The sequence below is a fragment of the Robiginitalea sp. SC105 genome (assembly GCF_014243345.1).
GTDB lineage: Bacteria > Bacteroidota > Bacteroidia > Flavobacteriales > Flavobacteriaceae > Robiginitalea.
The window spans coordinates 499,761-521,221 of record NZ_JACLZF010000002.1; the positions used below are offsets into that span (position 1 = coordinate 499,761).

Genomic DNA, 21,461 nt, shown 5'->3' on the forward strand with positions numbered 1-21,461 from the left:
GAAAGGAGTCCGGGCCACCGGGAGAATTTATTTAGGTCTTTCTGCTGCTGGCCCTTAGCATTTAATATAGTATATTTGCACGCAATTAATCTTTAATTGCCATGGAAGCCCACCGTTCAAAAATCCTTGGAGAAGGCCTGACCTACGACGACGTTCTCCTCGTCCCGGCTTACTCCGAAGTCCTGCCCAGGGAAGTAGATATCACCTCTCAGTTCACGCGAAATATCCGGATCAATATCCCGATCGTTTCCGCTGCGATGGACACGGTTACCGAATCCCGTATGGCTATTGCCATTGCCCGCGAAGGGGGGATGGGGGTACTCCATAAGAACATGACCATTGAGCAGCAGGCCCTCAAGGTCCGCAAGGTCAAAAGGGCCGAAAGCGGAATGATCCTGGACCCGGTCACGCTGCCGCTGGACGCACTGGTGCGGGATGCAAAGGCGAATATGAAGGAGCATAGCATCGGGGGGATCCCCATCGTGAACGATGCGGGCGAACTCATCGGTATCGTTACCAACCGGGACCTCCGGTTTGAGAAAAACAACGACCGGCCCATATCCGAAGTAATGACCTCCGAGAACCTGGTGACCACCCGGGAGGGTACTTCCCTTGCGGAAGCCGAGGATATCCTGCAGGAAAAGAAAATAGAAAAGCTGCCGGTAGTGGACGATAACAACCGGCTCATCGGCCTGATCACCTTCCGTGATATTACCAAACTCACCCAGAAGCCCATCGCGAACAAGGACCACTACGGACGCCTGCGGGTGGCAGCGGCTATCGGGGTAACCCCGGATGCGCTGGACCGTGCGGGGGCGCTTGTCAAGGCCGGGGTGGACGCCGTGGTTATCGATACGGCCCATGGCCATACCAAAGGGGTGGTCGGCATCCTGAAGGAAGTTAAAAAGGCATTCCCCGAACTCGACGTGATTGTCGGGAACATAGCTACGGCAGAAGCAGCCAGATACCTGGTGGACGCCGGTGCGGATGCGGTCAAGGTCGGAATAGGACCGGGGTCCATTTGCACGACGCGGGTGGTAGCCGGGGTAGGCTTCCCGCAGTTCTCTGCTGTACTGGAAGTTGCTGCGGCCATCAAGGGGAGCGGGGTGCCGGTGATCGCGGATGGCGGAATCCGGTATACCGGGGATATCCCGAAAGCGCTGGCGGCAGGAGCCGATACGGTCATGCTGGGATCCCTGCTGGCAGGTACCAAGGAATCTCCCGGAGAAACTATCATCTACGAAGGGCGCAAGTTCAAATCCTACCGGGGCATGGGATCCGTGGAAGCTATGAAACAGGGCAGCAAGGACCGGTATTTCCAGGACGTGGAGGACGACATCAAAAAACTGGTACCCGAAGGGATTGTCGGCCGGGTGCCCTACAAGGGGGACCTATACGAGAGTATCCACCAGTTTATAGGCGGCCTGCGGGCCGGGATGGGGTACTGCGGCGCCAGGAACATCGATGCCCTGAAGGAGCATGCCCAATTTATCAAGATTACCTCCAGCGGGATCAACGAAAGCCATCCCCACGACGTAACCATTACCAAGGAATCGCCCAACTACAGCCGGTAGGAGCCAAAAAAACCCGGACCAGGCCGGGTTCAGATTCGATCTTTAATTGTAAACGCAGGTTCTCCGGGTCCTACCGGGATTTCCCGCTGTACGCCTGCCAATCCTTCTCCTTGTAGATATTATCCCCGAAATACCGGGCAATCATCAGGAAAGCATCCGGTTTCTGGTAGCCCGGAACCGGGGACAACATATTCATGTTTTCATCCAGGAAAACCACCGTCGGGTAGCTGAGCCTGCCCTGCAGCAGGGCGGCGGCCAGCTCGTGATAGCCCTTGCGCCCCGAAGGCACAAACTTGTACGTTTTCCCTTTGTAGGTGATGGGTTCCTTTTGTTCGCCGTCCAGTTTGACCATCAGGAAATTATCTGCCATGTAGGCAGCAACTTCCGGGTTCTGGAAAGTATCCTGATCCATGCGTTTGCACCAACCGCACCAGTCCGTGTAGACGTCGATAAATATTTTCTTGTCGGTGTCGCCATTCTGCACGGTCTGTACCGCCTGTTCCCAGGTAATCCATTGCACCTCCTGGGCAGTGATCTCTGCTGGTCCCAAAAGGAATACAAATAGCAATATCGGAAGTAACTTCTTCATCATATCCGGCAATTTACGGGAAAAGAGTCGGATTCCCATTATCAAACTAACGGCAGCCCCCCGTATTTATTTTATTCCGCAGCGCTTTTGGCCCGACCGGAGAGGGCTGCAACGTCCACCTGGTTGCGGATGAGGTCCTCGAATACCTCCCGTTTGCGGATCAGGTGCGCCTTTCCGTCCAGCCAGAGCACCTCCGCCGGCCGGTACCTGGAGTTGTAGTTGCTGGACATGGTATAGCAATAGGCCCCCGCATTGCGGAAGCAGAGGATGTCCCCCTCTGAAATTTCGCAGATCCGCCGGTTGCTGGCAAAGGTATCCGTTTCGCAGATGTAGCCCACCACGGAATAATACCGCTCCTTACCCCCTGGGTTGGACAGGTTGATAATCTGGTGGTTGGCCCCGTAGAGCATGGGCCGGATCAGGTGGTTGAAACCCGAGTCCACGCCCGCAAAAACCGTGGAAGTGGTCTGCTTGACCACATTGACGCGCGCCAGGAAAAACCCGGCCTCGCTAACCAGGAACTTGCCCGGTTCAAAAGCGAGGGTCAGCTGCCTGCCATAGGCTTTGCAGAATTCACTGAAACGGCCTCCCAGCTTCTCGCCCAGTTCCTCGACGTTGGTCTGGATATCATTCTCTTTGTAGGGCACTTTGAACCCGCTTCCAAAATCGATGAATTCCAGGTCCTTGAAATGCATGGCCGTATCGAAAAGGATTTCCGAGGCGTACAGGAAGACGTCGATATCGAGGATATCGCTGCCCGTATGCATGTGGATCCCGTTGATTTTCATGTTGGTCAGCTCCACAATCCGCAGCAGGTGCGGGATCTGGTGGATGCTGATGCCGAATTTGGAGTCGATATGGCCTACGGAAATCTTGGTATTCCCCCCGGCCATGACATGCGGGTTGATCCGGATGCAGACCGGGATATCGGGGTGTTTGCTGCCGAATTGCTCCAGGATGGAAAGGTTGTCGATATTGATCTGCACGCCCAGGCCTGCAGCCTCTTCGATTTCCTCCAGGGAAACGCCATTGGGCGTATAAATGATATCCTCCGGCCGGAAACCGGCCAGCAGGCCCAGCTGTACCTCCTGTATGGAAACGGTGTCCAGGCCGCTACCCATACTGTTTAGGAGTTTCAGGATGGACAGGTTGGAAAGGGCCTTGGCGGCGTAGTTCAGCCTGAGCCTGGGGACCGCACGGAATGCGTGCGTCAGGCGGTTGAACTGCGACTGAATTTTCTGGGCGTCATAAACGTAGACCGGGGCCCCGTATTCCCGGGCGATTCCGAGCAAATCCTTCCCTTCCATGCGTACTTGAATTTCGACAAAACTACTTTACTTTCCGGGATCATCAAAAAATTCCCAACATCAAATTTAAATTAAAACAAAATGTTATAAATACAACAATTCTTATAATCAGGACCTGCCAACGCCCGGCGGACGGCATCATACGTGTCCGAAACAGATAAATACCAGGGGTTTGCGGAAACTTGGCAGGAGCCTTTGAATCTTTGAACCGGCCTTTGTAGCTTTAGACAAAAACCAGCGATGATCCTGCCGCTATTCCCTTTGCAATCCGTTTTCTTCCCGGGCGAATCCGTGCCCCTGCATATTTTTGAGCAGCGCTATAAGGAGTTGATAACCGATTGCCGGCGCGAGGCGCAGACCTTTGGGATCCCGGTCTATATCCAAAACACTATTGCTTTCGGGACGGAGGTGCAGCTCAAGGACATCGTCAACACCTATGCAGACGGTTCCATGGACGTGGTTTGCGTGGCACGGCAGGTATTCCGCGTGGTGCGCTTCCAGCCGGTCCTCGAGGGAAAACTGTACCCGGGCGGGGAGGTGCGGTTCATCGATTCGGTCAACGATGCCACACCGGGCCAGACCGAAGCGGTTTTCGAGGCCTGCCGCGAGCTCTATGAATTGATGGACGTTTCCTTCGGGCCTGTAAGGCGGGAACTTTTCAACAGTTTTACCCTGGCCCATAAGATGGGGCTGTCCTTTGAGCAGGAATACCAGTTGCTCCAGATCCCGAATGAATCGGCCCGTCTCGAATTCCTCCTGAACCACCTGGGCGAAACCTCCCGGGTGCTCCGGCAGTTGAACGAAACCCGGGAACGCATCGAGATGAATGGCCATTTCAGGAATTTTGACCCGCTGGACTTCAAGGACATCGAACCGGAGTGATCCCTCCCGTATTGCATTAGGGGATGTCGGCACGGTTTGCTATTTTTGCATGCAACTACTCATACGACCATCATGAATTTACACGAATATCAAGGAAAGGAGATTCTGGCGAGTTTCGGAGTCCGCATCCAGCGGGGCATCGTAGCCCACAACAAGAAGGAAGCAGTCGACGCCGCCAAGCAACTCACCCAGGAAACCGGCACCAGCTGGCACGTAATTAAGGCCCAGGTGCATGCCGGGGGCCGCGGCAAGGGCGGCGGGGTAAAACTGGCCAAGAACCTAAAGGAGGTCGAAGCAATAGCTGACGAGATCATCGGCATGCAACTGGTTACCCCTCAGACCTCGGCCGAGGGAAAAAAGGTACACCAGGTGCTGGTGGCGGAGGACGTCTATTACCCGGGCGAAAGCGAAACGGAAGAGTACTATATGTCCGTATTGCTCAACCGGGCGGATTCGCGGGTAATGATCATGTACTCCCCGGAAGGGGGGATGGATATCGAGGAGGTAGCCGAAAAGACCCCCCACCTGATCTTTACCGAAGAAGTGGACCCGGCCACCGGGCTGCTGCCTTTCCAGGCCCGCAAGATTGCCTTTAACCTGGGGCTTTCCGGAACCGCCTTTAAGGAAATGACCCGTTTTGTCACCTCCCTGTACAAGGCGTATGAACAAAGCGATGCCAGCCTGTTCGAGATCAACCCGGTGCTCAAGACTTCAGACAACAAGATCCTGGCTGTGGATGCCAAGGTGTCCCTGGATGACAATGCGTTGTTTCGCCGCAAGCAATATGCGGAGATGCGCGACCTTCGCGAGGAAAACCCCATTGAAGTGGAAGCCCGTGCCGTAGGACTGAACTACGTGGACCTGGACGGGAATGTAGGCTGTATGGTAAACGGGGCGGGACTTGCAATGGCTACCATGGACCTGATCAAAATGGCCGGGGGCGAACCTGCCAACTTCCTGGACGTGGGTGGTACGGCCGATGCCAAGCGGGTGGAAGAAGCCTTCCGCATCATCCTCAAGGATCCGAACGTAAAAGCGATCCTGATCAATATTTTCGGTGGGATCGTGCGCTGCGACCGGGTAGCACAGGGCGTTGTGGACGCCTACAAGAATATGGGGGACGCCATCAAGGTGCCCATCATTGTAAGGCTGCAGGGAACCAATGCCGAACTGGCCAAGGAAATACTGGATAATTCCGGCCTGGCAGTCCATTCGGCAGTCCAGTTCCAGGAAGCTGCGGACAAGGTGAAGGAGGTACTTGCCTGAGGCTTGTTTGCCCGAACCGAAACAAAAGTGATCTCAAAGGGTCCTGTTGCTGTAACAGGGCCCTTTTTTTATCCTTTCCCCACCCGAATCGTTTAAGGAAATGTTAATCCTGCGGGTTTGACGTAACAGGGAGGCCCTGTTCTCCGTCCCGGCGGCAGCTCGCCCCGCAGAAAGCGTGGACCCTGTTGCAGCCCCGTTTGCGAAACAAATCGCGTTCCTGCTGAATCAGAACGATTTTGCAAGGAGCATGGCAAACATCGAGGCCAAGGTGCTGTTCACCTTCGATGCGGAGAACCGGATCCGCATCCTTGATGTGGAGAGCAGCAACCCGGGCCTCAAGGCCTTTGTGGCGGAAAAACTGGACGGCCGCAAGGTCTTCGTGGGCCAGTATCTGGAAGGGAAGCGGTTTATCCTGCCCATCCGGATTGCCTTCTGAAACGCTGAAAATGGCCCTTTTACCAAGGGCCATTTTATTTGCTTATATGATAACCTTCCATGTTAAAAGTTGCATTTATACTAAAAAACAGATTAAAAAAATGTTAAATACGCAAGGCGCTGTAACATATTCCACTGCCACGCGTCTTTTAAACAAATATTCATCAATCATCAAAACAAACAACGTCATGAAAAAATTTAGTGTATTATCCGTAGCTGCAGCCCTTTTGTTCTCCGCCAGTGCCCTGGCCACAGAAGGCACCGTCGAACCCACCGGCCCGAAGACCAAAATTTGTGCTGAAATCGGGAAACTGTTGAAGGACAACAAATTCCAACTTGAGGACAACCAGGAACTGAGTGCCTGGGTAACCTTTACGGTCAACAGTGACAAGGAGATCGTCGTGTTGTCGGTCCGTACGGATGACAAGGTTATCGAGAAATTCGTAAAGGCAAAGCTCAATTACCACAGCATTGATGGCACCGGCCTGGAAAGCGGGGCAACCTACGAGGTGCCGATCCGGTTTACCAGCTAGGGGATAAACCTGAAGGGACAACCCCGTATAGGCCCGCTGCCGCAGGACGGTAAAGGGTTATACGGGGTTTTTTATGACCGGACCCCTGGCCAGATCCCGCGGGGCGTACATCCCGCCGGCATACGAAACCACGGGATTTGGAGTTATCTAAGTACGCACACCTAACTTAGGTTCCGGATATGAGCACGTACAGGGAAAAACTCAGCATACTTTCCGAAATGATCTCCTTTGCCCGGGTGGATCGGGCCATCAGGGACGCAGAATACGATTTTCTGCTTGGGGTGTCCGAGCAACTGGGGGTCCACCGGGAAGACTTTGACTCCCTTTTCGAAAACAAGGTGGACAAGATCATTCCCAAGACGCAGGCGGACCGGATCCTGCAGTTCCACCGGCTTGTACTACTTATGAATGTGGACAGCAGCAACGGTCACCCGGATGAGATCCGCAAACTGCACAAGATCGGGCTCCGAATGGGACTGAGGCCATCCGCCATTGAGCAGGTGCTCTCCATCATGCACCAGTATCCGGATAAAATCGTCCCGCCGGACGTACTGATTGGCATCTTCAAGGCCCACTACAACTAAACCGCGCCTCCCCAAGGAGAACCCTAAAAGCCTGTGGAAACCCCCGGGCTCCACCTGCACATGACATGAAGGCAGTATACCATTGCTTTTTTATGCCATAAAGGCAGTAATTCAGGATCGGTACATGGTTTGCTCTTTATAGGGTGAAATTGTTAAACATAAAAACCTTGTGATATGACCTTAGTACGCAAACACACCGGATTGTTCCCGAGTTTCTGGAACGAAATGATGAGCCCGGACTGGTTCGGCGGCGTTGACCGGACCAACCAGAACCTGCCTGCGGTAAACATCCGCGAGGGAGAGACCGACTTTACACTGGAGTTGGCCGTCCCGGGTCAGAAAAAAGATGATTTTATCATTGAAGTAGATGACCGGGTGCTCACCATCTCCATGGAGCACAAAAATGAGAAGGAAGAAGAAGTTCAGGGGTATACCCGCCGCGAATTCTGGTATTCGAATTTCAAGCGTGCGTTCACCCTGCCGGATTCAGTGAATGAAGAGGGTATCGAGGCAAACTATGAAGCCGGCATCCTCCGGTTCACCCTTCCGAAAAAAGAAGAAGCCCTGCCGAAACCCAAGCGATTGATTGAAATCGGCAAGTAAGAGAATTATGGCTGGCCCACCTAACGGGCCTCATAATGGTTGGTTTGTTTAGTTGGTTAGTTAGGGAAGCGCCCCGGAATCCGGGGCGCTTTTTTTGTGGTCTCTGGCTTCCTGCCCGTTTGCGTCCTGGCGCAGGTCATTCCTTTTCCTGCAGGACCTTGATCTCATCCCGGAGTTTGGCTGCCTGCATGAAATCGAGTTCCTTGGCCGCTTTTTCCATGGCTTTGCGTTTTTTGCGGATCAGTTCGTCCTTCTGTTCCGTGGTCAGGTAGGCGGGATCCGGTTCCCGGGCATCCCGTTCCTTTTTCTCGAAGTGGAAGGTGGAGACGGAATTCTTGGCCAGCACATTGTCCAGGGTCTTCTTAAGGGCTTTCGGGGTAATGCCGTGCTCCTTGTTGTATTCCAGCTGCTTTTCCCGCCTGTAGTTGGTCTCGTCAATGGTTTTCTGCATGCTGTCGGTCACCTTGTCGGCATACATGATGGCCTTTCCGTGCAGGTGGCGGGCAGCACGTCCAACGGTTTGCGTCAGGGACCGGTTGCTCCTGAGGAAGCCCTCCTTGTCCGCATCGATGATGGCCACAAGGGATACCTCGGGCAGGTCCAGGCCTTCCCGGAGCAGGTTTACCCCAACCAGTACGTCGAAGATCCCCTTGCGCAGGTCCTGCATGATCTCCACCCGCTCCAGGGTATCCACATCGCTGTGGATATAGCGGCACCGCACATCGATGCGGGTCAGGTACTTGGTCAGTTCCTCTGCCATGCGCTTGGTGAGGGTGGTCACCAGGGTGCGTTCATCCCGCTGCACGCGCTGCTGGATTTCCTCCACCAGGTCGTCGATCTGGTTCTCGCTGGGCCGGACTTCAATCACGGGGTCCAGCAATCCCGTAGGCCGGATAACCTGTTCCACGTAAACGCCGCCGCTTTTCTGCATTTCGTAATCGGCCGGGGTGGCACTTACATAGATCACCTGGTTCTGCAACGCCTCGAATTCCTCAAATTTCAGCGGGCGGTTGTCCATCGCGGCCGGCAGCCGGAAACCGTAATCCACAAGGTTTTCCTTACGGGACCTGTCGCCTCCGTACATGGCGTGGACCTGGGGGATGGTCACGTGGCTCTCGTCCACCACCATGAGGTAGTCGTCCGGGAAATAATCCAGCAGGCAGAAAGGCCTTGTACCCGGCTCCCGCCCGTCCAGGTAGCGGGAGTAGTTTTCAATGCCGGAACAGTAACCCAGTTCCCGGATCATTTCCAGGTCAAAATTGGTGCGTTCCTCCAGGCGCTTGGCTTCCAGGGGTTTGCCGATCTCCTTGAAATAGGCTACCTGGGCGGTCAGGTCGTCCTGGATTTTATAGATGGCCTGTTGCAGGACGTCCGGGGAGGTCACAAACATGTTGGCCGGGTAGATGTTCAACGTCTCGTATTCCTCCAGGACCGTGTGGTTATAGGGGTCAAAGGCCTCGATCGCCTCTACCTCGTCCCCGAAAAAATGGATTCGGAAAGCGTGGTCGGCATACCCGGGGAAGACATCCAGCACATCCCCCTTCACCCGGAAATTCCCGTTCCGGAAATCTGCCGTGGTCCGGGAATAGAGGCTCTGAACCAGTTGGTGCATCAGGCGGGTACGGGCCAGGACCTGGTCCCGTTCGATGTGGATCACGTTTTTCTGGAATTCAATGGGGTTCCCGATCCCGTAGAGGCAGGAAACGGAGGCGACCACCAGGACGTCCCGCCTGCCGGAGAGGAGGGAGGAGGTAGTGCTGAGCCGCAACTTTTCGATATCCTCGTTGATCGAGAGGTCTTTTTCAATGTACAAACCGCTGGTCGGGATATAGGCTTCCGGCTGGTAATAGTCGTAATAGGAAACGAAGTATTCCACGGCATTCTCCGGGAAGAACATCTTGAATTCCGAATAGAGCTGGGCGGCCAGCGTCTTGTTATGGGCCAGGACCAGGGTGGGGCGCTGTACTGTTTCCACCACGTTGGCCACCGTAAAGGTTTTGCCGGAGCCCGTAACCCCGAGCAGGGTCTGGTAGCGATCCCCATCCCGGATCCCCGCGCTCAGCTGGGAGATCGCCTGCGGTTGGTCCCCGGTCGGTGTAAATTCCGAAACGACTTTGAATTTCATCCGTTAAAAATACAAAAGCCCGGTGAGGCATCGGAGGCTGGAGAACGGGATTCTAGCGTTTCAATGCAAAATACCCCCGGATCACTTCCTTGCGGATCGAGACCGCGACAAACCAGTACACGGAAGATGGCAGCGGCCTGCCGTTTAAATTCCCGTCCCAGCTGTCGTTCTGGTCGTCCAGCTCCACGAGGAAATTCCCGTAACGGTCAAAGATCCGGATGTTCTCTACATAGGCATCCGTCAGGTCCTCCGGGGGCTCAAACCGCCATAAGTCGTTGGCCCCGTCGTTGTTGGGGGTAAAAAAGCGCGGGAAATCCGCAGCACTAAGGTCGCGGGCCACCTCCTGTTCCACCTGTCCGCACCCGAAGGGATCCCTCACATAGACGGTATACGCCCGGAGCGGCAGGCCGCTGAATACAGGGGACGACTGGAACCCCGAGATCGGGTCCAGGGAGTATTCGTAATCCCCGTTTTGCTCCATAAATACTTCGATCCGGAGCCCATCCGGTTCCCTTCTGACATCCGTCCGCCTGATCACCGGCGCCCGGGTTTCCACCACCCTGAATTCCCTGAGGGTGGAACAGCGGGTGAATTCGGTGATCGAGCCCACCTCGTTGAAGGCCTCCAGCAGGTAATTGCCCGTTTGCGCTATCCGGGCATCATTGCCGGAGGCGATCAGTTCCTCCTCTCCGTCCTCCCCGATGCGGTACCAATTGAACCCATCTGCGGGCACATCGGCCGAGATTTCCGTGTACGCCTGGTCCAGGCACAGCCCGACGACCTGTGGAAAGGAGAAATCCTCCGGTCTTTGGGGATCGCAGTCCACTGCGGAGGCCCCTGTCCGGAAACGCTCTACCGGACAGGTCCCCGGGGCATTCCCAAGCCGGTTGTAAGGGGTTATCTGTACGCTGATTTCCGATTCCGGCGGGAAAAGTCCCGGAGGGTTGAAAGAAAGGATATTCCCCATATTCCGCTGGTAGGCCAGGGTATCGCCCTGGCTGGTGAGGATGGTTAACAGGTAACCGGTTGCACGCGGGGTGTACGCCCATCGTATTTCCTCGGCAAGTCCGACCTCCGTGTCGTTGTTCAGGGGTTCGAGTATCCGGGTACAATCCGGCGGCCGGTCAAAGGGTGCCGTGCGGAACCGGTAGCCGGGACAATTGATTTCGGTCCCGTCGGCGAGGATCAGGATGAAGCTGATATACACCCAGGTATCTTCCGGTAACCCGGTTTCAGGGGTATACCCGCTGATTGGGGAGGAAGTCCGGTTGGTCAGGATATCCACCCCGCCCGGGGTGGTGCCTATTGAGACGATAAAGCCGGAAAACGAACCGGGATTGGTCCACGAAATTGGGGCATCCACCGGGACGTTTTGTTCCCCGTCTGCCGGATAAACCAGGATGGGGCAGGTCTGGCCCCTGCCGGCCTGAAAGGCCATAAGGAGCAGGAGTGCCCAGAAAATCCGCTGCTGAATCATCCCTTCCTTCATCGTTTGAGTGTAAAATGCCCGGTGACGACGCCCCCCTGGTTGTCCACCGCCCGGTACCAGTAGTCGCTGGCCGGTAAGGGGCTGCCCAGTCGGGTGCCGTCCCACCCTTCGGACTGGGGGTCCACCCGCGCCACCAGGTTGCCGTACCGGTCAAAAACCGAGATTTCCCGAACCGGGTTGATACCGCTTTCCGGTACGATAAACTGCCAGCGGTCGTTCCGCCCGTCCCCGTTCGGGGTAAAGAAATTCGGGAACCCCTCGGCGGTGAGGTCCGGTTCCACAAGTACCTCGCTGATGCCGCACCCGTTTTTGTCCCTTACAAAAATGCGATAGCTATCCAGGGGCAGCCCGCTGAAAACGTTGCTGTCCTGATAAGGGCCCGCGGCATCGCCCAGCGCAAACTCGTAGTTCCCGGTGCCGCTGACCAGCACTTCGATACGGATCACCCCGGCACCCAGCCGGACATCGGTGTCCCTTATCATGGCGGCTTCCGAACTGACGGCGGTAAATTCCCGGGAGCTGCTGCATTCAAATTCCCCTGCCGGACCCTGGTAGACGTTGAAGATCTCATGGCGGTAGGTGCCCTCCCCGGGGATCTCGAAGTCGGGGCCGGTTGCCAGCAGGCGTTCCCGTCCCGGGGACTCTATCACGTACCAGCGGTATCCGTCGGCTGTATCGGTGGCACTGACCGTATTCGCCGGGTTGTCCAGGCAGATGCCCACCGATTCCGGGAAGGTAACCTCGGGATGCAGGTCGATGAGTTCCCCGGTGAGCGCTTCGAAATAGGGGCCGCAGCCCAGGATGGTCGAAAAGGATTCCTGGGTGCAGTCCAGGGCCTCCCCCGCTTCATTGAACGGTACGATGCGGATGAAATACACGCTGTTGGGCTCAAAATTCAGGACATCCGTGCGGTTCGTGTCCAGGGAGACGCCGTCCAGTACATCGTTCTGCAGGGGGGTAGATCCGATGGATACCCGGTAGCCGTCTGCTCCCGCAACAGGGTTCCATTCGAGCTGGGGGGAGAGGCTGACATTGAAGGCTCCGTTGGCCGGGCTGACCATCGTGGTACAGCCCGGGAGCGTGGCCAGGGGGCCTGTGGTGAAGGAATATTCCTCACAGGGCCCGTTATCCCCGTTTTCATTGTAGGGGGTAATGCGCACGTAGTAGACGGTATCCGGGTCCAGGTCGGCCGGCGGGTCGAAGAGCAGCGCATTCATCAGGTCCAGGTTGTCCACCAATTCGACGCCCCCCGGGGTGGTGCCAAGGGAGATCCGGTATCCCGTCGCCGTCGGGCTGTTGTTCCAGCGGATGTTGGAGGCTACCGGGACATTCGTCGCACCGTTGGCCGGGCTTTGAAGCTGGGTGCAGGGAGGCGGTGTGGTCACGTCTTCCGTGGTAAACACAAAGGAGTCGCAGACAATATTCGGCTGGTTGAAGAAGAAGAGGGTAATGGTGGCATAGATCTGGGTGGTCTCTGGGAGTCCCAGGGTGGGCGTATGGCTGGTGGCAGGTCCGACAAAGACATTCAGGATGTCGTTGTCCCCCGGGGTGGTGCCCAGCGACAGGCTGTATCCGGGCACGCCGACAATCCCTTCCCAACTGATCGTAGTGGTCACGGGGACATCAACTGCCCCTGGCTGGGGGGACAGCAATTGCGGGCATTCCTGAGCCTGGGCTGAGAGCATGGCAAGGAGCCCGGCAGCGCATAGCAATTTTTTTAACATTTTCATCGGTCCAGGAAGGGTAAAATACGAAATATTCCCTTATCCGGATGCGAACCGGGTCAACCGGCAGAAGTTTGAAGATGAACGGTTTGTGCGGGTGCCTTAGCCGGAAGCCTGGGTCAGAGGTCCCGTTTCTTGAGAAGCAGGTAGGAAAAGTAGATGAAAAGGGCCGACCAGACCAGTACAATCAGGAGCTGCGGCAGGTGCACCGCGTAGTCTTTGACGATTTCCTCACCCACTTCCCGCGCCGCCGACTGTATGACCGACAAGCGGGTAAATGGCTCAGCCAGCGTCTGCCACATGGAACCAAAGGGGAAAAACTGGTAGATGGAATCGGCAAAATCCTTGGAGTATTTCGATGTCAGGTACACCCAGGGGATGAATTCGCCCCCGATGAACCAGATAAAGAGGAACCCCAGCGCAAAGGCCGACCGCTTGACGAGCATGCCGATAAAGAAACAAAAGGAGAAAAACCCGATGAGCTTGACCAGGTAGGCCAGCAGATATTCCAGGTCGGAGAAAATGATGGACAATTCGTCGTAATCCGAATGCATCAGCCCCAGGACCAGCGAAATAAGAAATACGAACGCGGTGGAGGCAACTGCCAGGGCGAGGATTGTGAGCACCTTGGAGGCGATGAACTCCTTTTTGGAGAGGCCGTCGATCAGGTTTTGCTTGATGGTCTTGTTGCTGTATTCATTGGAGATCATCGATACGATCACAATGGCCAGGAAGACCTTCAGGAAGGAGATCATGAAGGTATTGAAATGCCAGATATACGGAAAATTGAATATCCCGATATCCGCCACATTGAATTTCAGGGGCCCCCAGTCGATTTTGATCGAGGTCACCAGGGCGATCAGCGCGATCAGGCCAAAATAGGCCAGGATGAGGAATCGGCTGGCGCGGTTGTTCCAGAGCTTGATGAATTCTATTTGCAGCAGGCGTTTCATGCAGGGTATGGTTTATGAGGTCTGGGCTTCCTGTTTGTTGGTGATGGCCAGGAATTGCTGTTCGAGGCTTTCTTTGCGCTTGACCAGGTGTGCCAGCCGGATCCCGTCCTTAAAGCAGCGTTCGTTCAGGACTTCCGCTTCCAGTGGTTCTTCCAGGTACCCCGTGATCAGCCCGTTTTCCTCCGTAAGGCTACCGAATTCCGGTTGTTTGGACAGGAAGGCCTTCAGGGCTTCCTGGTCCGAAGATTTCAGCTCAAAATACCCGTGGCTGGCCAGCATGCCATCCACTTTGCCTGTATACAGGTTTACCCCCTTGCGGAGGATCACCACGTGGGAGCAGACTTTTTCCACCTCGTCCAGCAGGTGGGAAGCCAGCAGGATGGTGGTGCCCTCGGCCGCGATCTGTTTGATCAGTTCCCGGATTTGGTGGATCCCCTGGGGGTCCAGCCCGTTTGTCGGCTCGTCCAGGATGAGGATCTCCGGGTTGTTGAGCAGGGCCGAGGCAATTGCCAGCCGTTGTTTCATCCCCAGGGAATAGGTCCTGAACTTGCTGTCGCGACGGTCCCAGAGCCCGACGAGTTCCAGTTTTTCGCGGATCCGTTCCTCGGGTACCTCCTTGATCCGACAGACCAGTTTCAGGTTCTGCACGGCCGACATGTACGGGTAGAAATTGGGCCTTTCAATGATGGCCCCGACCCTTTTGAGTGCCTGGTGGGTGGTATTGGCGCCGTTGAACCAGCTGAAACTCCCCGAGGTGCGGTTTACCACGTTGAGGACAATGCCCAGTGTGGTCGATTTGCCGCTGCCATTGGGTCCCAGGAGGCCGTATACGTTCCCTTTCTCTATCGTGAAACTAAGGTCTTTGACGGCAGTAAGGGGTCCGAATTTCTTGGTGAGGTTTGAAACGGTCAGAATGGTTTCCAACGGCGGGGTGTTTTGGGTTGACTTCCCTAACTTGACGAAGAAATGCGTAATTTGTTACAAGGAATTCCAAATCCACCCCATGTCCGAAGAGAAACTGATGTCCCGTAAGAAGCCCCCGTTCCCCGTCTGCCCGGAGCTGGATGCGTACCTCGAAGAATACAGCCGGAAGATTGAGATCCCGATATTTTACGATGACCTGCTGCGGTTTGCCGGGTCGGTGGTGGTCTACGATTCAAAGGATGAAGACACCTTATGGGTGCGCGTATATTATTCGGATTCTGACAGGCAGGAAATCGACCTGAGCCTCAAAAGGGTGTATTCCATGCTCCACTCGGATGGGAGCGACCGGATTTTCCAGTACCTGAACGTGGATGCGGTGGACTATTGCACCTTTGGCAACTCCAAGCCCTTCCGCATCAAGATCCGGAACATCCTCAACGACAACTTCACCTATTTCTATGTCAAGCGCACCGATGCCTCCCGGATCTACGGATTGGAGCTGGAGCACATGCTGTCCCCCTACAACCTGAACTTTTTGGTATTCAGGGACACCCTGATCGAGGAGCACATTGCCGGAATCCCCGGGGATGTATTCATCAAGGATATGCTGCCCGATTGTTCCGAATCCGAAAAGGCCCAGCTCGCCAAGGAATTCGTCAAGTTCAATGAACGCTGCATGATCCGCCTGCTGGGGGATATGCGGTCCTACAACTACGTGATCGTGCCGGTGCACGATTTTGACCATGTGGTGTACCGGATCCGGGCGATCGATTTTGACCAGCAGTGTTACGAGGGCAAGCTCAACGTATACCGGCCCCAGTTTTTCAAGGAAAACAATACCATGGTGGAGCTGGTAAAGAACAAGCTGCTCACCAATTCTGTAGACCAGTACAAGGTGGAGGAGCGCTCCATCGTGGCCAAGCGGATCATGAGTTCGGGAAACCGCATCCAGCGCCTTATCCGCATCGCACGGAAAGACCGGATATCCCTTCCGGAGCATGTGGAACGGCTGAAATCGGAGATCTACGACCTGACCCTGGACATGCAATTCAAAAAGAGCAAGTCCATGGGGGAAATCCTGTCAGTGGCACTGGATTTTGTCAAGCGCAATTACCAGGATGTCAGCATGAAGCAGATTATTGAAAAGAAAATTGAAATCTGAACCCGCCGCAGCGGTATAAGGAGGGAGGAAACCGTCCTGCTACATTCCCGCCAATTAACTTCAATGGGGGAGCCTGCCCGCTGAAAATGGACGCATGTGCGGGTACAATTCACAGATTTTTCGGAAATTACCTGAAATAACCGGGCAGCTGGCTGCCCGTTAAACATACTGAAACCCATGGAAGCAAAACCTTCAAATTCGGTGAGGTTACGACTCTGGACCTCCTACATATTGCAAACCCTGCTCGCATTCATGTTCCTGCTTGGGGCGGTCATGAACCTGATGCAATCCGAAACCGCTGTTTCCCAGGCGGTGGAAATGGGATATCCCGGGGCGTCCGTCGTATACCTCGGGGCTATCCTGCTCATCTGTACCATGCTGTACCTGATCCCACGCACGAATATCCTGGGGGCCCTGCTCCTGACCGGTTGGCTGGGCGGGGCTGTGGCCACCCATATCATCTATGGGGATCCGATGTTCAACATCCTGTTTCCCGTGCTCTTCGGGATCCTGGTTTGGGGGATTTTGTGGCTGCGCGACGGCGCGGTGCGGATGCTGCTTCCCCTTCGCAGATCTGAGGTGCCACGGGCCGGGTCCAAATAAGTGTTTTGAATTTTTTGAATGTCATTCCAAACCCAACCTTATGAAATCATTTATAGTTGCATTTTCCCTCCTGTCCCTCTTTGTTTCCTGCAATGAATCAGCCGCCACTGCCCCGGACCCGGAGGAGCAGGCACGGATGGCTGCCCGCGAAACCGAGGCCGCCCGCCAGGAAATCGAAGCGATCAACGAAAAGGTCACCACCCTGATGGCCGAAGGCAAGTTTGAGGAAGCCGGGCAATATTTTGCCGAGGACCTCGTGCAGCTAATTGCCGGGCAACCCCCCATCAACGGCAGGGCCCAGTGGATCGAAGCCCAGAAACAGGCCAGCGCCATCGGTGATTGGGGCCTGGAGCTGGAAGTACTCGATTTTAGACTTGCCGGGGACGTGGCCGTGGAACGCGGGCGCGGCGTCCAGACCTTCACCGCCAATGAAAACAGCCCGATTCCTTCCATGGAAACTACGGGCGATTACCTGGTCTATTGGGTGAAAACGGATTCCGGCTGGCAGATCCAGTGGGATTATGTGGTGCTGGAAACCCCTCCGCAGGGGGATGCGGGCATGGAGTAGGCCGGGCAGGCCGGAGGGTCAGGTCTTCTGTTCCTTGTTGAAATACACGAGGTAATAATACATCTGCCGCTCTTCATCCCATCCCTTTTCCACGAATTTTTCAGCGGATTCGGGGTTGATGAAATTGAGTTTGATCTGTATGTTCGTATCCAGGTCAATGACGTTTCGGATCTTTTTGCGCGTATCGCTCACTGCCTTGTTGGCAATCGGGAAATTCGAGACGTCCTCGATCCGGTACTTCGGGCCCTTTTCCGTTTTGTAGTGTTTGAATTCCGGGATGAATTCCGGGTTTTCCATGACTTCGTTCAGGAAGCGGGATTCCTCGAAAGCGTCGTTTTTGGCAAAGTGGTTCACCGCACGGTTCATAAAGAGCACCTCCTGTTGTTTGTCCTCTGCGGGCAGGACCACGTCCTTGGCGAAGTTCTGGCAGAACTTCAGGTAGTTTTTGGTGTAAAAATTGTCGTCGGTAAGCGGGGCCAGGCCCAGGAATTCCTCCAGCCAGTACCTGGCGTCATACCGGTTGCTGTCTGAGGAGAGTACCTTGTAGCCCGTCTCCCGGTCGCGGTTGAAAATCAGGCAGCCCTTGTCCAGGCGGTTCAGGTTGACCCCCTGCCGGATATGCATGTCCAGGTTGGCGTCCTTTTCCTCGAACTGCAGGAAATCCTGCTTGATCTCGCTTTTGAAAATGCCGAGGGCGTCCGTCTTCTTGTTATCCAGCATCACATCGGTCAGGTAGGCCACGTAGCATTCCCCGCTCTTGATATGCGGGTGGTTGGATTGTGAAAAGAGGTGGCGGGCAATTTCCCGGCTCATTTTGTGCAGTTTCCCCGGGTTATCGAAGACCTTGGAGGCCGCTTCATGGATCGGGTGGAAGTCCAGGGAGGCTTCATGGGTGAAGCAATAATAGTTTTCCTCCTTTTCCCGGAAGGGCTTGAAGAAATATTCCTTCAAAAGTCCCGAAATCTCGTCGTTCAGGCGGTAGGGCGCAGCCGAAAGGAAAAGGGGTTCCGCCCGGTGTTTGTTTCCCACGCGGTGGAGGGATACAGTTTCAATTTGGGTTGTATACAGGTTCAGCATGGAGCGGGGTTTGTTTTAAATTGGGGGGTCTGGAAATCAATTCCAGTTTTCGTCAAAATCCAGGTCGTCGTAACTGCCGAATGGTTCGTCTTCCACCGGGCCTTCGGATTCGGCCTCAAAGCGCTTTTCAGGGGGGGATTCCGGCAATTCGCCAAAGCTGAAAAGCAGATTGGGGTAGCTGTTTCCGTCTTCCTTTTCGGCTATATCGGCCAGTTCCACAAAGAAGGTCCACATATTCAGGAAGTCGTAGACGTAAAGCAATTTGGGCTCCTCTTCATTGAGGACCTCGGCCATGGGCGTTTCCTGCATCAGGCGGATTTCCCCGCTGCCATCGCTCATGTCAAAAAGCGGGATTTCCTCCTCCTGGTTCCAGTTTTCGTCACAGGTATAAAAAGAAGCCATCTCCTCTCCGAGGAAACCAAATGCCTGGGAAATTGCGTTGTGCAATTCTTCCAGGCTGCTGTCGGACTCGATTTCCAGATCCCGGAAAATATCCTCCTGGGCGTCCAGTATAATCCGGATTTTGTATATCATCAGGGGAAAATTTTTTGATCCGGGCAAAGTTACGAAGAAATACGCGCACGGGCAGCCCTGTACATCTCAAGTAACAGAAACCACTGGAAGCCGAAAAGGACAGACGCCAGGACCAGGTGCACGGGTTGGCTGCCCCAGGGGAAATCCAGGTAGGCCATGGCCATTCCGCTGGCAATAATCAGAAAAAGGATAAGCAGGGTGGGCAGCACCTTGTCAAAGCCGAGCCGTAACTTTCTGATCCGCCAGGCCACCCAAAGGTGGAGGAGGAGGACCAGGATGGAAAAGGAACGGTGCACGTAGAATACCCAGGTCGGATCGGCCAGCCAGAGGTCCCTGGCCCCGTACCCCAGTATATCGGCCTGCCCATCCACATATTGGCGGACCTGCGTGCCCAGAATAATTTGCAGGAGGCTCACTGCTACCGTCAGCACCCAGAGCCTGAAGGTCAACCGGTCCCCAACCTGATTGCCTGCGGGTTGCTGGTTGCGGAAAACAATCCAAAGCAGCATGCCCAGCAGGACCATGGCCATCATCATGTGCAGGGTGATGCGGACAGGTGCCAGGACGGAGTACACCACGGTCGCCCCAAGCCAGCCCTGGAAACCGATGGCGATTACCGTGAGCCAGGCGAACAGGACCTTGCCTCTGGCTTCCCGCCACCACGCCAGGGAACTCAGGGCCATGATCAGGATCGCCAGGCCGGCCAGGGCGCCCAGGAGGCGGTTGATGTATTCCGTCCAGGTGTGGAAGGCGTTGAATACGGCATAATCGTGGCGGGTGTAGGGTTCCCAGTTTGCCGGGTCAAACGCCTCCCCCGTTGTAAATTCTGCACGTGCGAGCAGCAGGCTTTCCTCCCGTATTATGACCTGACCTTCCCGGAAGGTTCGCCCGGGGGCCCATTCCAGCTGGGATTCCTCAGTGGGAGGTATCAGGTATCCAAAACATTTCGGCCAGTCCGGGCAACCCATCCCGCTGCCGGTCATCCGCACCACGGCCCCGGCCAGGATCACCAGGTAGACCAGGACCAGGGAAATGCGTGCGAAGCGGATATAATTATTTTTAAGGCGCTCCTTCATCGGATTCGTTTTTATGGGTTCGGGCACCGGGTACGGGATGGAGCCCCATGCTGCGCCCTTTCCCCAGCATATATTCCCAGGCGGCCCCGGCTTCGTTGGGGATCTCCCCCTCCAGGATCGCTTCCTTGATGGCATCCTTGATCACGCCGATCTCCCGGGAGGGCTGCAGGCCGAATGCCGCCATGATTTCCTCCCCGCTCACCGGCGGCTGGAAATTGCGGATCCGGTCCCGTTCCTCGACTTCGGCGATCTTCTGGCGGACCAAACCGAAGTTCTTCAGGTAACGCTCTTGTTTCCTGGGGTTTTTGGTGGTGATATCTGCCTCGCAGAGCGTCATCAGGTCGTCCACGTCGTCCCCGGCATCAAAGATGAGCCGCCTCACAGCGGAGTCCGTGACTGAGTCGTTGGACAGGCCCACCGGCCGGGAACTCATCATCACCATCTTGCGCACGAATTTCATCTTGTCGTTCAGGGGAAGCCGGAGGCGTTTGAAAATTTTATAAACCATTTTGGAACCCACAAACTCATGGCTGTGGAAGGTCCACCCAATCTTTTTATCGAAGCGTTTTGTGGGGGCCTTGCCGATATCGTGGAGCAGTGCGGCCCAGCGGAGCCAGAGGTCATCCGTTTTTTTGGAAATATTGTCCACCACTTCCAGGGTGTGCCAGAAATTGTCCTTGTGGCGCTGTCCTTCTTTCTCCTCAATCCCCTGCAGGGCTGAGAGCTCCGGGAGGATATGGTCCATCAGGCCGGTTTTGTAGAGGAGGCCCAACCCGACCGAAGGGGTATCCGTGAGCAGGATTTTGTTGAGCTCTTCAACGATGCGCTCCGGGGATACGATCCGGATCCGTTCGTGCTGGGAGGCAATTGCATTAAAAGAATCCCTTTCAATGCGGAAGCCAAGCTGTGCGGCAAACCGGATGGCGCGGATCATCCGCAGCGGGTCGTCGCTATAGGTTTCCTTTGGATCGAGCGGGGTACGGATAACGCCTGCCTCCAGGTCGTCCATCCCGCCAAAGGGGTCCAGCAACCGCCCGTAATCTTCCCGGTTCAGGGAGAGTGCCAGGGCATTGATGGTAAAGTCCCTGCGCTTCTGGTCGTCATCCAGGCTTCCATCCTCCACGGCCGGTTTCCGGCTGTCCCTGCTGTAACTTTCCTTCCGGGCCCCCACGAATTCCAGTTCCAGTTCCCCGTGGCGGACCATTGCCGTCCCGAAATTCCGGTATACGGCAACTTTCGGGGCACCCGGAAGGGAAGCTGCAAGTTTTTCAGCCAGCGCTATCCCGCTGCCGACAGCCACGATATCGATATCCTTCTTCTGGTTCCGGCCCAGGAAGAAATCGCGGACGAACCCGCCGATCACATAGGTCTCCAGGGACAGTTCCCCGGCCGTGTCGGACAGCTTTTTGAATATAGGATGTTTTAAGGCTTCTCTGTAGTAGGCTTCGGACAT

At 55.5% G+C, this 21,461-nt stretch carries 21 protein-coding genes; 10 read left to right on the forward strand and 11 right to left on the reverse strand.

Features of this window, described 5'->3' with window-relative positions; genetic code table 11:
- Positions 1-101: 101 nt before the first annotated feature.
- Positions 102-1,574 (forward strand): IMP dehydrogenase, encoded by a 1,473-nt coding sequence (gene guaB, locus H7F20_RS11385; protein WP_185786304.1) that lies wholly within the window; start codon positions 102-104, stop codon positions 1,572-1,574.
- Positions 1,575-1,644: 70 nt separating this feature from the next.
- Here guaB and H7F20_RS11390 read toward each other — a convergent pair whose 3' ends face one another.
- Complete coding sequence (locus H7F20_RS11390; protein ID WP_185787147.1) at positions 1,645-2,163, reverse strand: DUF255 domain-containing protein; 519 nt, start codon at positions 2,161-2,163, stop codon at positions 1,645-1,647.
- 71 nt (positions 2,164-2,234) lie between these two features.
- Positions 2,235-3,470, reverse strand: a complete 1,236-nt coding sequence (gene lysA / locus H7F20_RS11395) for a diaminopimelate decarboxylase (protein ID WP_185786305.1) — start codon at positions 3,468-3,470, stop codon at positions 2,235-2,237.
- A gap of 240 nt (positions 3,471-3,710) precedes the next feature.
- Here lysA and H7F20_RS11400 point away from each other — a divergent pair, with 240 nt between their 5' ends.
- The 6 genes from H7F20_RS11400 to H7F20_RS11425 all read left to right on the forward strand — a co-directional run bounded on the left by H7F20_RS11400 (position 3,711) and on the right by H7F20_RS11425 (position 7,773).
- Positions 3,711-4,352 (forward strand): LON peptidase substrate-binding domain-containing protein, encoded by a 642-nt coding sequence (locus H7F20_RS11400; protein WP_185786306.1) that lies wholly within the window; start codon positions 3,711-3,713, stop codon positions 4,350-4,352.
- A gap of 72 nt (positions 4,353-4,424) precedes the next feature.
- A complete protein-coding gene (gene sucC / locus H7F20_RS11405; protein WP_185786307.1) occupies positions 4,425-5,618 on the forward strand; it encodes an ADP-forming succinate--CoA ligase subunit beta in 1,194 nt (397 codons plus the stop codon).
- A 175-nt stretch (positions 5,619-5,793) separates the two neighbouring features.
- Complete coding sequence (locus H7F20_RS11410; RefSeq protein ID WP_185786308.1) at positions 5,794-6,054, forward strand: hypothetical protein; 261 nt, start codon at positions 5,794-5,796, stop codon at positions 6,052-6,054.
- A 187-nt stretch (positions 6,055-6,241) separates the two neighbouring features.
- Positions 6,242-6,586, forward strand: coding sequence for a hypothetical protein (locus tag H7F20_RS11415; protein ID WP_185786309.1), 345 nt, complete (start codon positions 6,242-6,244; stop codon positions 6,584-6,586).
- A 179-nt stretch (positions 6,587-6,765) separates the two neighbouring features.
- The gene (locus H7F20_RS11420; RefSeq protein WP_185786310.1) at positions 6,766-7,170 is read left to right on the forward strand and encodes a TerB family tellurite resistance protein; all 405 of its coding nucleotides are present in this window, start codon (positions 6,766-6,768) and stop codon (positions 7,168-7,170) included.
- A gap of 174 nt (positions 7,171-7,344) precedes the next feature.
- Positions 7,345-7,773 (forward strand): Hsp20/alpha crystallin family protein, encoded by a 429-nt coding sequence (locus H7F20_RS11425; protein WP_185786311.1) that lies wholly within the window; start codon positions 7,345-7,347, stop codon positions 7,771-7,773.
- A 136-nt stretch (positions 7,774-7,909) separates the two neighbouring features.
- Here the strand turns inward: H7F20_RS11425 and uvrB are convergent, their stop codons facing one another.
- The 5 genes from uvrB to H7F20_RS11450 form a co-directional block, all read right to left on the reverse strand.
- Positions 7,910-9,898, reverse strand: a complete 1,989-nt coding sequence (gene uvrB, locus H7F20_RS11430) for an excinuclease ABC subunit UvrB (protein ID WP_185786312.1) — start codon at positions 9,896-9,898, stop codon at positions 7,910-7,912.
- A 52-nt stretch (positions 9,899-9,950) separates the two neighbouring features.
- Complete coding sequence (locus tag H7F20_RS11435) at positions 9,951-11,387, reverse strand: T9SS type B sorting domain-containing protein (protein WP_185786313.1); 1,437 nt, start codon at positions 11,385-11,387, stop codon at positions 9,951-9,953.
- The gene (locus H7F20_RS11440) at positions 11,384-13,117 is read right to left on the reverse strand and encodes a T9SS type B sorting domain-containing protein (protein WP_185786314.1); all 1,734 of its coding nucleotides are present in this window, start codon (positions 13,115-13,117) and stop codon (positions 11,384-11,386) included. The genes H7F20_RS11435 and H7F20_RS11440 overlap by 4 nt, the downstream gene beginning before the upstream one ends.
- A 113-nt stretch (positions 13,118-13,230) precedes the next feature.
- Positions 13,231-14,064, reverse strand: a complete 834-nt coding sequence (locus tag H7F20_RS11445) for an ABC transporter permease (protein ID WP_185786315.1) — start codon at positions 14,062-14,064, stop codon at positions 13,231-13,233.
- Between the two features lie 12 nt (positions 14,065-14,076).
- Entirely contained in the window at positions 14,077-14,988 is a 912-nt protein-coding gene (locus tag H7F20_RS11450; protein WP_185786316.1) for an ABC transporter ATP-binding protein, read from the reverse strand.
- 79 nt (positions 14,989-15,067) lie between these two features.
- On the opposite strand from H7F20_RS11450, the gene H7F20_RS11455 reads away from it, so the two are divergent.
- The 3 genes from H7F20_RS11455 (at position 15,068) to H7F20_RS11465 (ending at position 17,321) form a co-directional block, all read left to right on the forward strand.
- Entirely contained in the window at positions 15,068-16,150 is a 1,083-nt protein-coding gene (locus H7F20_RS11455) for a hypothetical protein (RefSeq protein ID WP_185786317.1), read from the forward strand.
- A gap of 177 nt (positions 16,151-16,327) precedes the next feature.
- Positions 16,328-16,753: a DoxX family protein gene (locus tag H7F20_RS11460; protein WP_185786318.1), complete on the forward strand. Its 426-nt coding sequence runs from the start codon at positions 16,328-16,330 to the stop codon at positions 16,751-16,753.
- A 40-nt stretch (positions 16,754-16,793) separates the two neighbouring features.
- The gene (locus H7F20_RS11465; protein ID WP_185786319.1) at positions 16,794-17,321 is read left to right on the forward strand and encodes a DUF4440 domain-containing protein; all 528 of its coding nucleotides are present in this window, start codon (positions 16,794-16,796) and stop codon (positions 17,319-17,321) included.
- 18 nt (positions 17,322-17,339) lie between these two features.
- On the opposite strand, the gene H7F20_RS11470 is transcribed toward H7F20_RS11465, so the two are convergent.
- From H7F20_RS11470 to H7F20_RS11485, 4 genes are read right to left on the reverse strand one after another with little or no spacing between them, the layout of a single operon-like run.
- Positions 17,340-18,398, reverse strand: a complete 1,059-nt coding sequence (locus H7F20_RS11470; protein WP_185786320.1) for a nucleoid-associated protein — start codon at positions 18,396-18,398, stop codon at positions 17,340-17,342.
- Positions 18,399-18,434: 36 nt separating this feature from the next.
- Positions 18,435-18,932 (reverse strand): hypothetical protein, encoded by a 498-nt coding sequence (locus H7F20_RS11475; RefSeq protein ID WP_185786321.1) that lies wholly within the window; start codon positions 18,930-18,932, stop codon positions 18,435-18,437.
- 29 nt (positions 18,933-18,961) lie between these two features.
- Complete coding sequence (locus H7F20_RS11480; protein ID WP_185786322.1) at positions 18,962-20,008, reverse strand: heme A synthase; 1,047 nt, start codon at positions 20,006-20,008, stop codon at positions 18,962-18,964.
- Positions 19,992-21,461, reverse strand: a complete 1,470-nt coding sequence (locus tag H7F20_RS11485; RefSeq protein WP_185786323.1) for a CCA tRNA nucleotidyltransferase — start codon at positions 21,459-21,461, stop codon at positions 19,992-19,994. The genes H7F20_RS11480 and H7F20_RS11485 overlap by 17 nt, the downstream gene beginning before the upstream one ends.

Excerpts from the sequence above, each read along its gene's own strand:
- guaB (WP_185786304.1), top strand. The coding sequence starts at position 102 with ATGGAAGCCCACCGTTCAAAAATCCTTGGAGAAGGCCTGACCTACGAC.
- H7F20_RS11390 (WP_185787147.1), bottom strand. The coding sequence starts at position 2,163 with ATGAAGAAGTTACTTCCGATATTGCTATTTGTATTCCTTTTGGGACCA.
- lysA (WP_185786305.1), bottom strand. The coding sequence starts at position 3,470 with ATGGAAGGGAAGGATTTGCTCGGAATCGCCCGGGAATACGGGGCCCCG.
- H7F20_RS11400 (WP_185786306.1), top strand. The coding sequence starts at position 3,711 with ATGATCCTGCCGCTATTCCCTTTGCAATCCGTTTTCTTCCCGGGCGAA.
- sucC (WP_185786307.1), top strand. The coding sequence starts at position 4,425 with ATGAATTTACACGAATATCAAGGAAAGGAGATTCTGGCGAGTTTCGGA.
- H7F20_RS11415 (WP_185786309.1), top strand. The coding sequence starts at position 6,242 with ATGAAAAAATTTAGTGTATTATCCGTAGCTGCAGCCCTTTTGTTCTCC.
- H7F20_RS11420 (WP_185786310.1), top strand. The coding sequence starts at position 6,766 with ATGAGCACGTACAGGGAAAAACTCAGCATACTTTCCGAAATGATCTCC.
- H7F20_RS11425 (WP_185786311.1), top strand. The coding sequence starts at position 7,345 with ATGACCTTAGTACGCAAACACACCGGATTGTTCCCGAGTTTCTGGAAC.
- uvrB (WP_185786312.1), bottom strand. The coding sequence starts at position 9,898 with ATGAAATTCAAAGTCGTTTCGGAATTTACACCGACCGGGGACCAACCG.
- H7F20_RS11435 (WP_185786313.1), bottom strand. The coding sequence starts at position 11,387 with ATGAAGGAAGGGATGATTCAGCAGCGGATTTTCTGGGCACTCCTGCTC.
- H7F20_RS11440 (WP_185786314.1), bottom strand. The coding sequence starts at position 13,117 with ATGAAAATGTTAAAAAAATTGCTATGCGCTGCCGGGCTCCTTGCCATG.
- H7F20_RS11445 (WP_185786315.1), bottom strand. The coding sequence starts at position 14,064 with ATGAAACGCCTGCTGCAAATAGAATTCATCAAGCTCTGGAACAACCGC.
- H7F20_RS11455 (WP_185786317.1), top strand. The coding sequence starts at position 15,068 with ATGTCCGAAGAGAAACTGATGTCCCGTAAGAAGCCCCCGTTCCCCGTC.
- H7F20_RS11460 (WP_185786318.1), top strand. The coding sequence starts at position 16,328 with ATGGAAGCAAAACCTTCAAATTCGGTGAGGTTACGACTCTGGACCTCC.
- H7F20_RS11465 (WP_185786319.1), top strand. The coding sequence starts at position 16,794 with ATGAAATCATTTATAGTTGCATTTTCCCTCCTGTCCCTCTTTGTTTCC.
- H7F20_RS11470 (WP_185786320.1), bottom strand. The coding sequence starts at position 18,398 with ATGCTGAACCTGTATACAACCCAAATTGAAACTGTATCCCTCCACCGC.
- H7F20_RS11475 (WP_185786321.1), bottom strand. The coding sequence starts at position 18,932 with ATGATATACAAAATCCGGATTATACTGGACGCCCAGGAGGATATTTTC.
- H7F20_RS11480 (WP_185786322.1), bottom strand. The coding sequence starts at position 20,008 with ATGAAGGAGCGCCTTAAAAATAATTATATCCGCTTCGCACGCATTTCC.
- H7F20_RS11485 (WP_185786323.1), bottom strand. The coding sequence starts at position 21,461 with ATGTCCGAAGCCTACTACAGAGAAGCCTTAAAACATCCTATATTCAAA.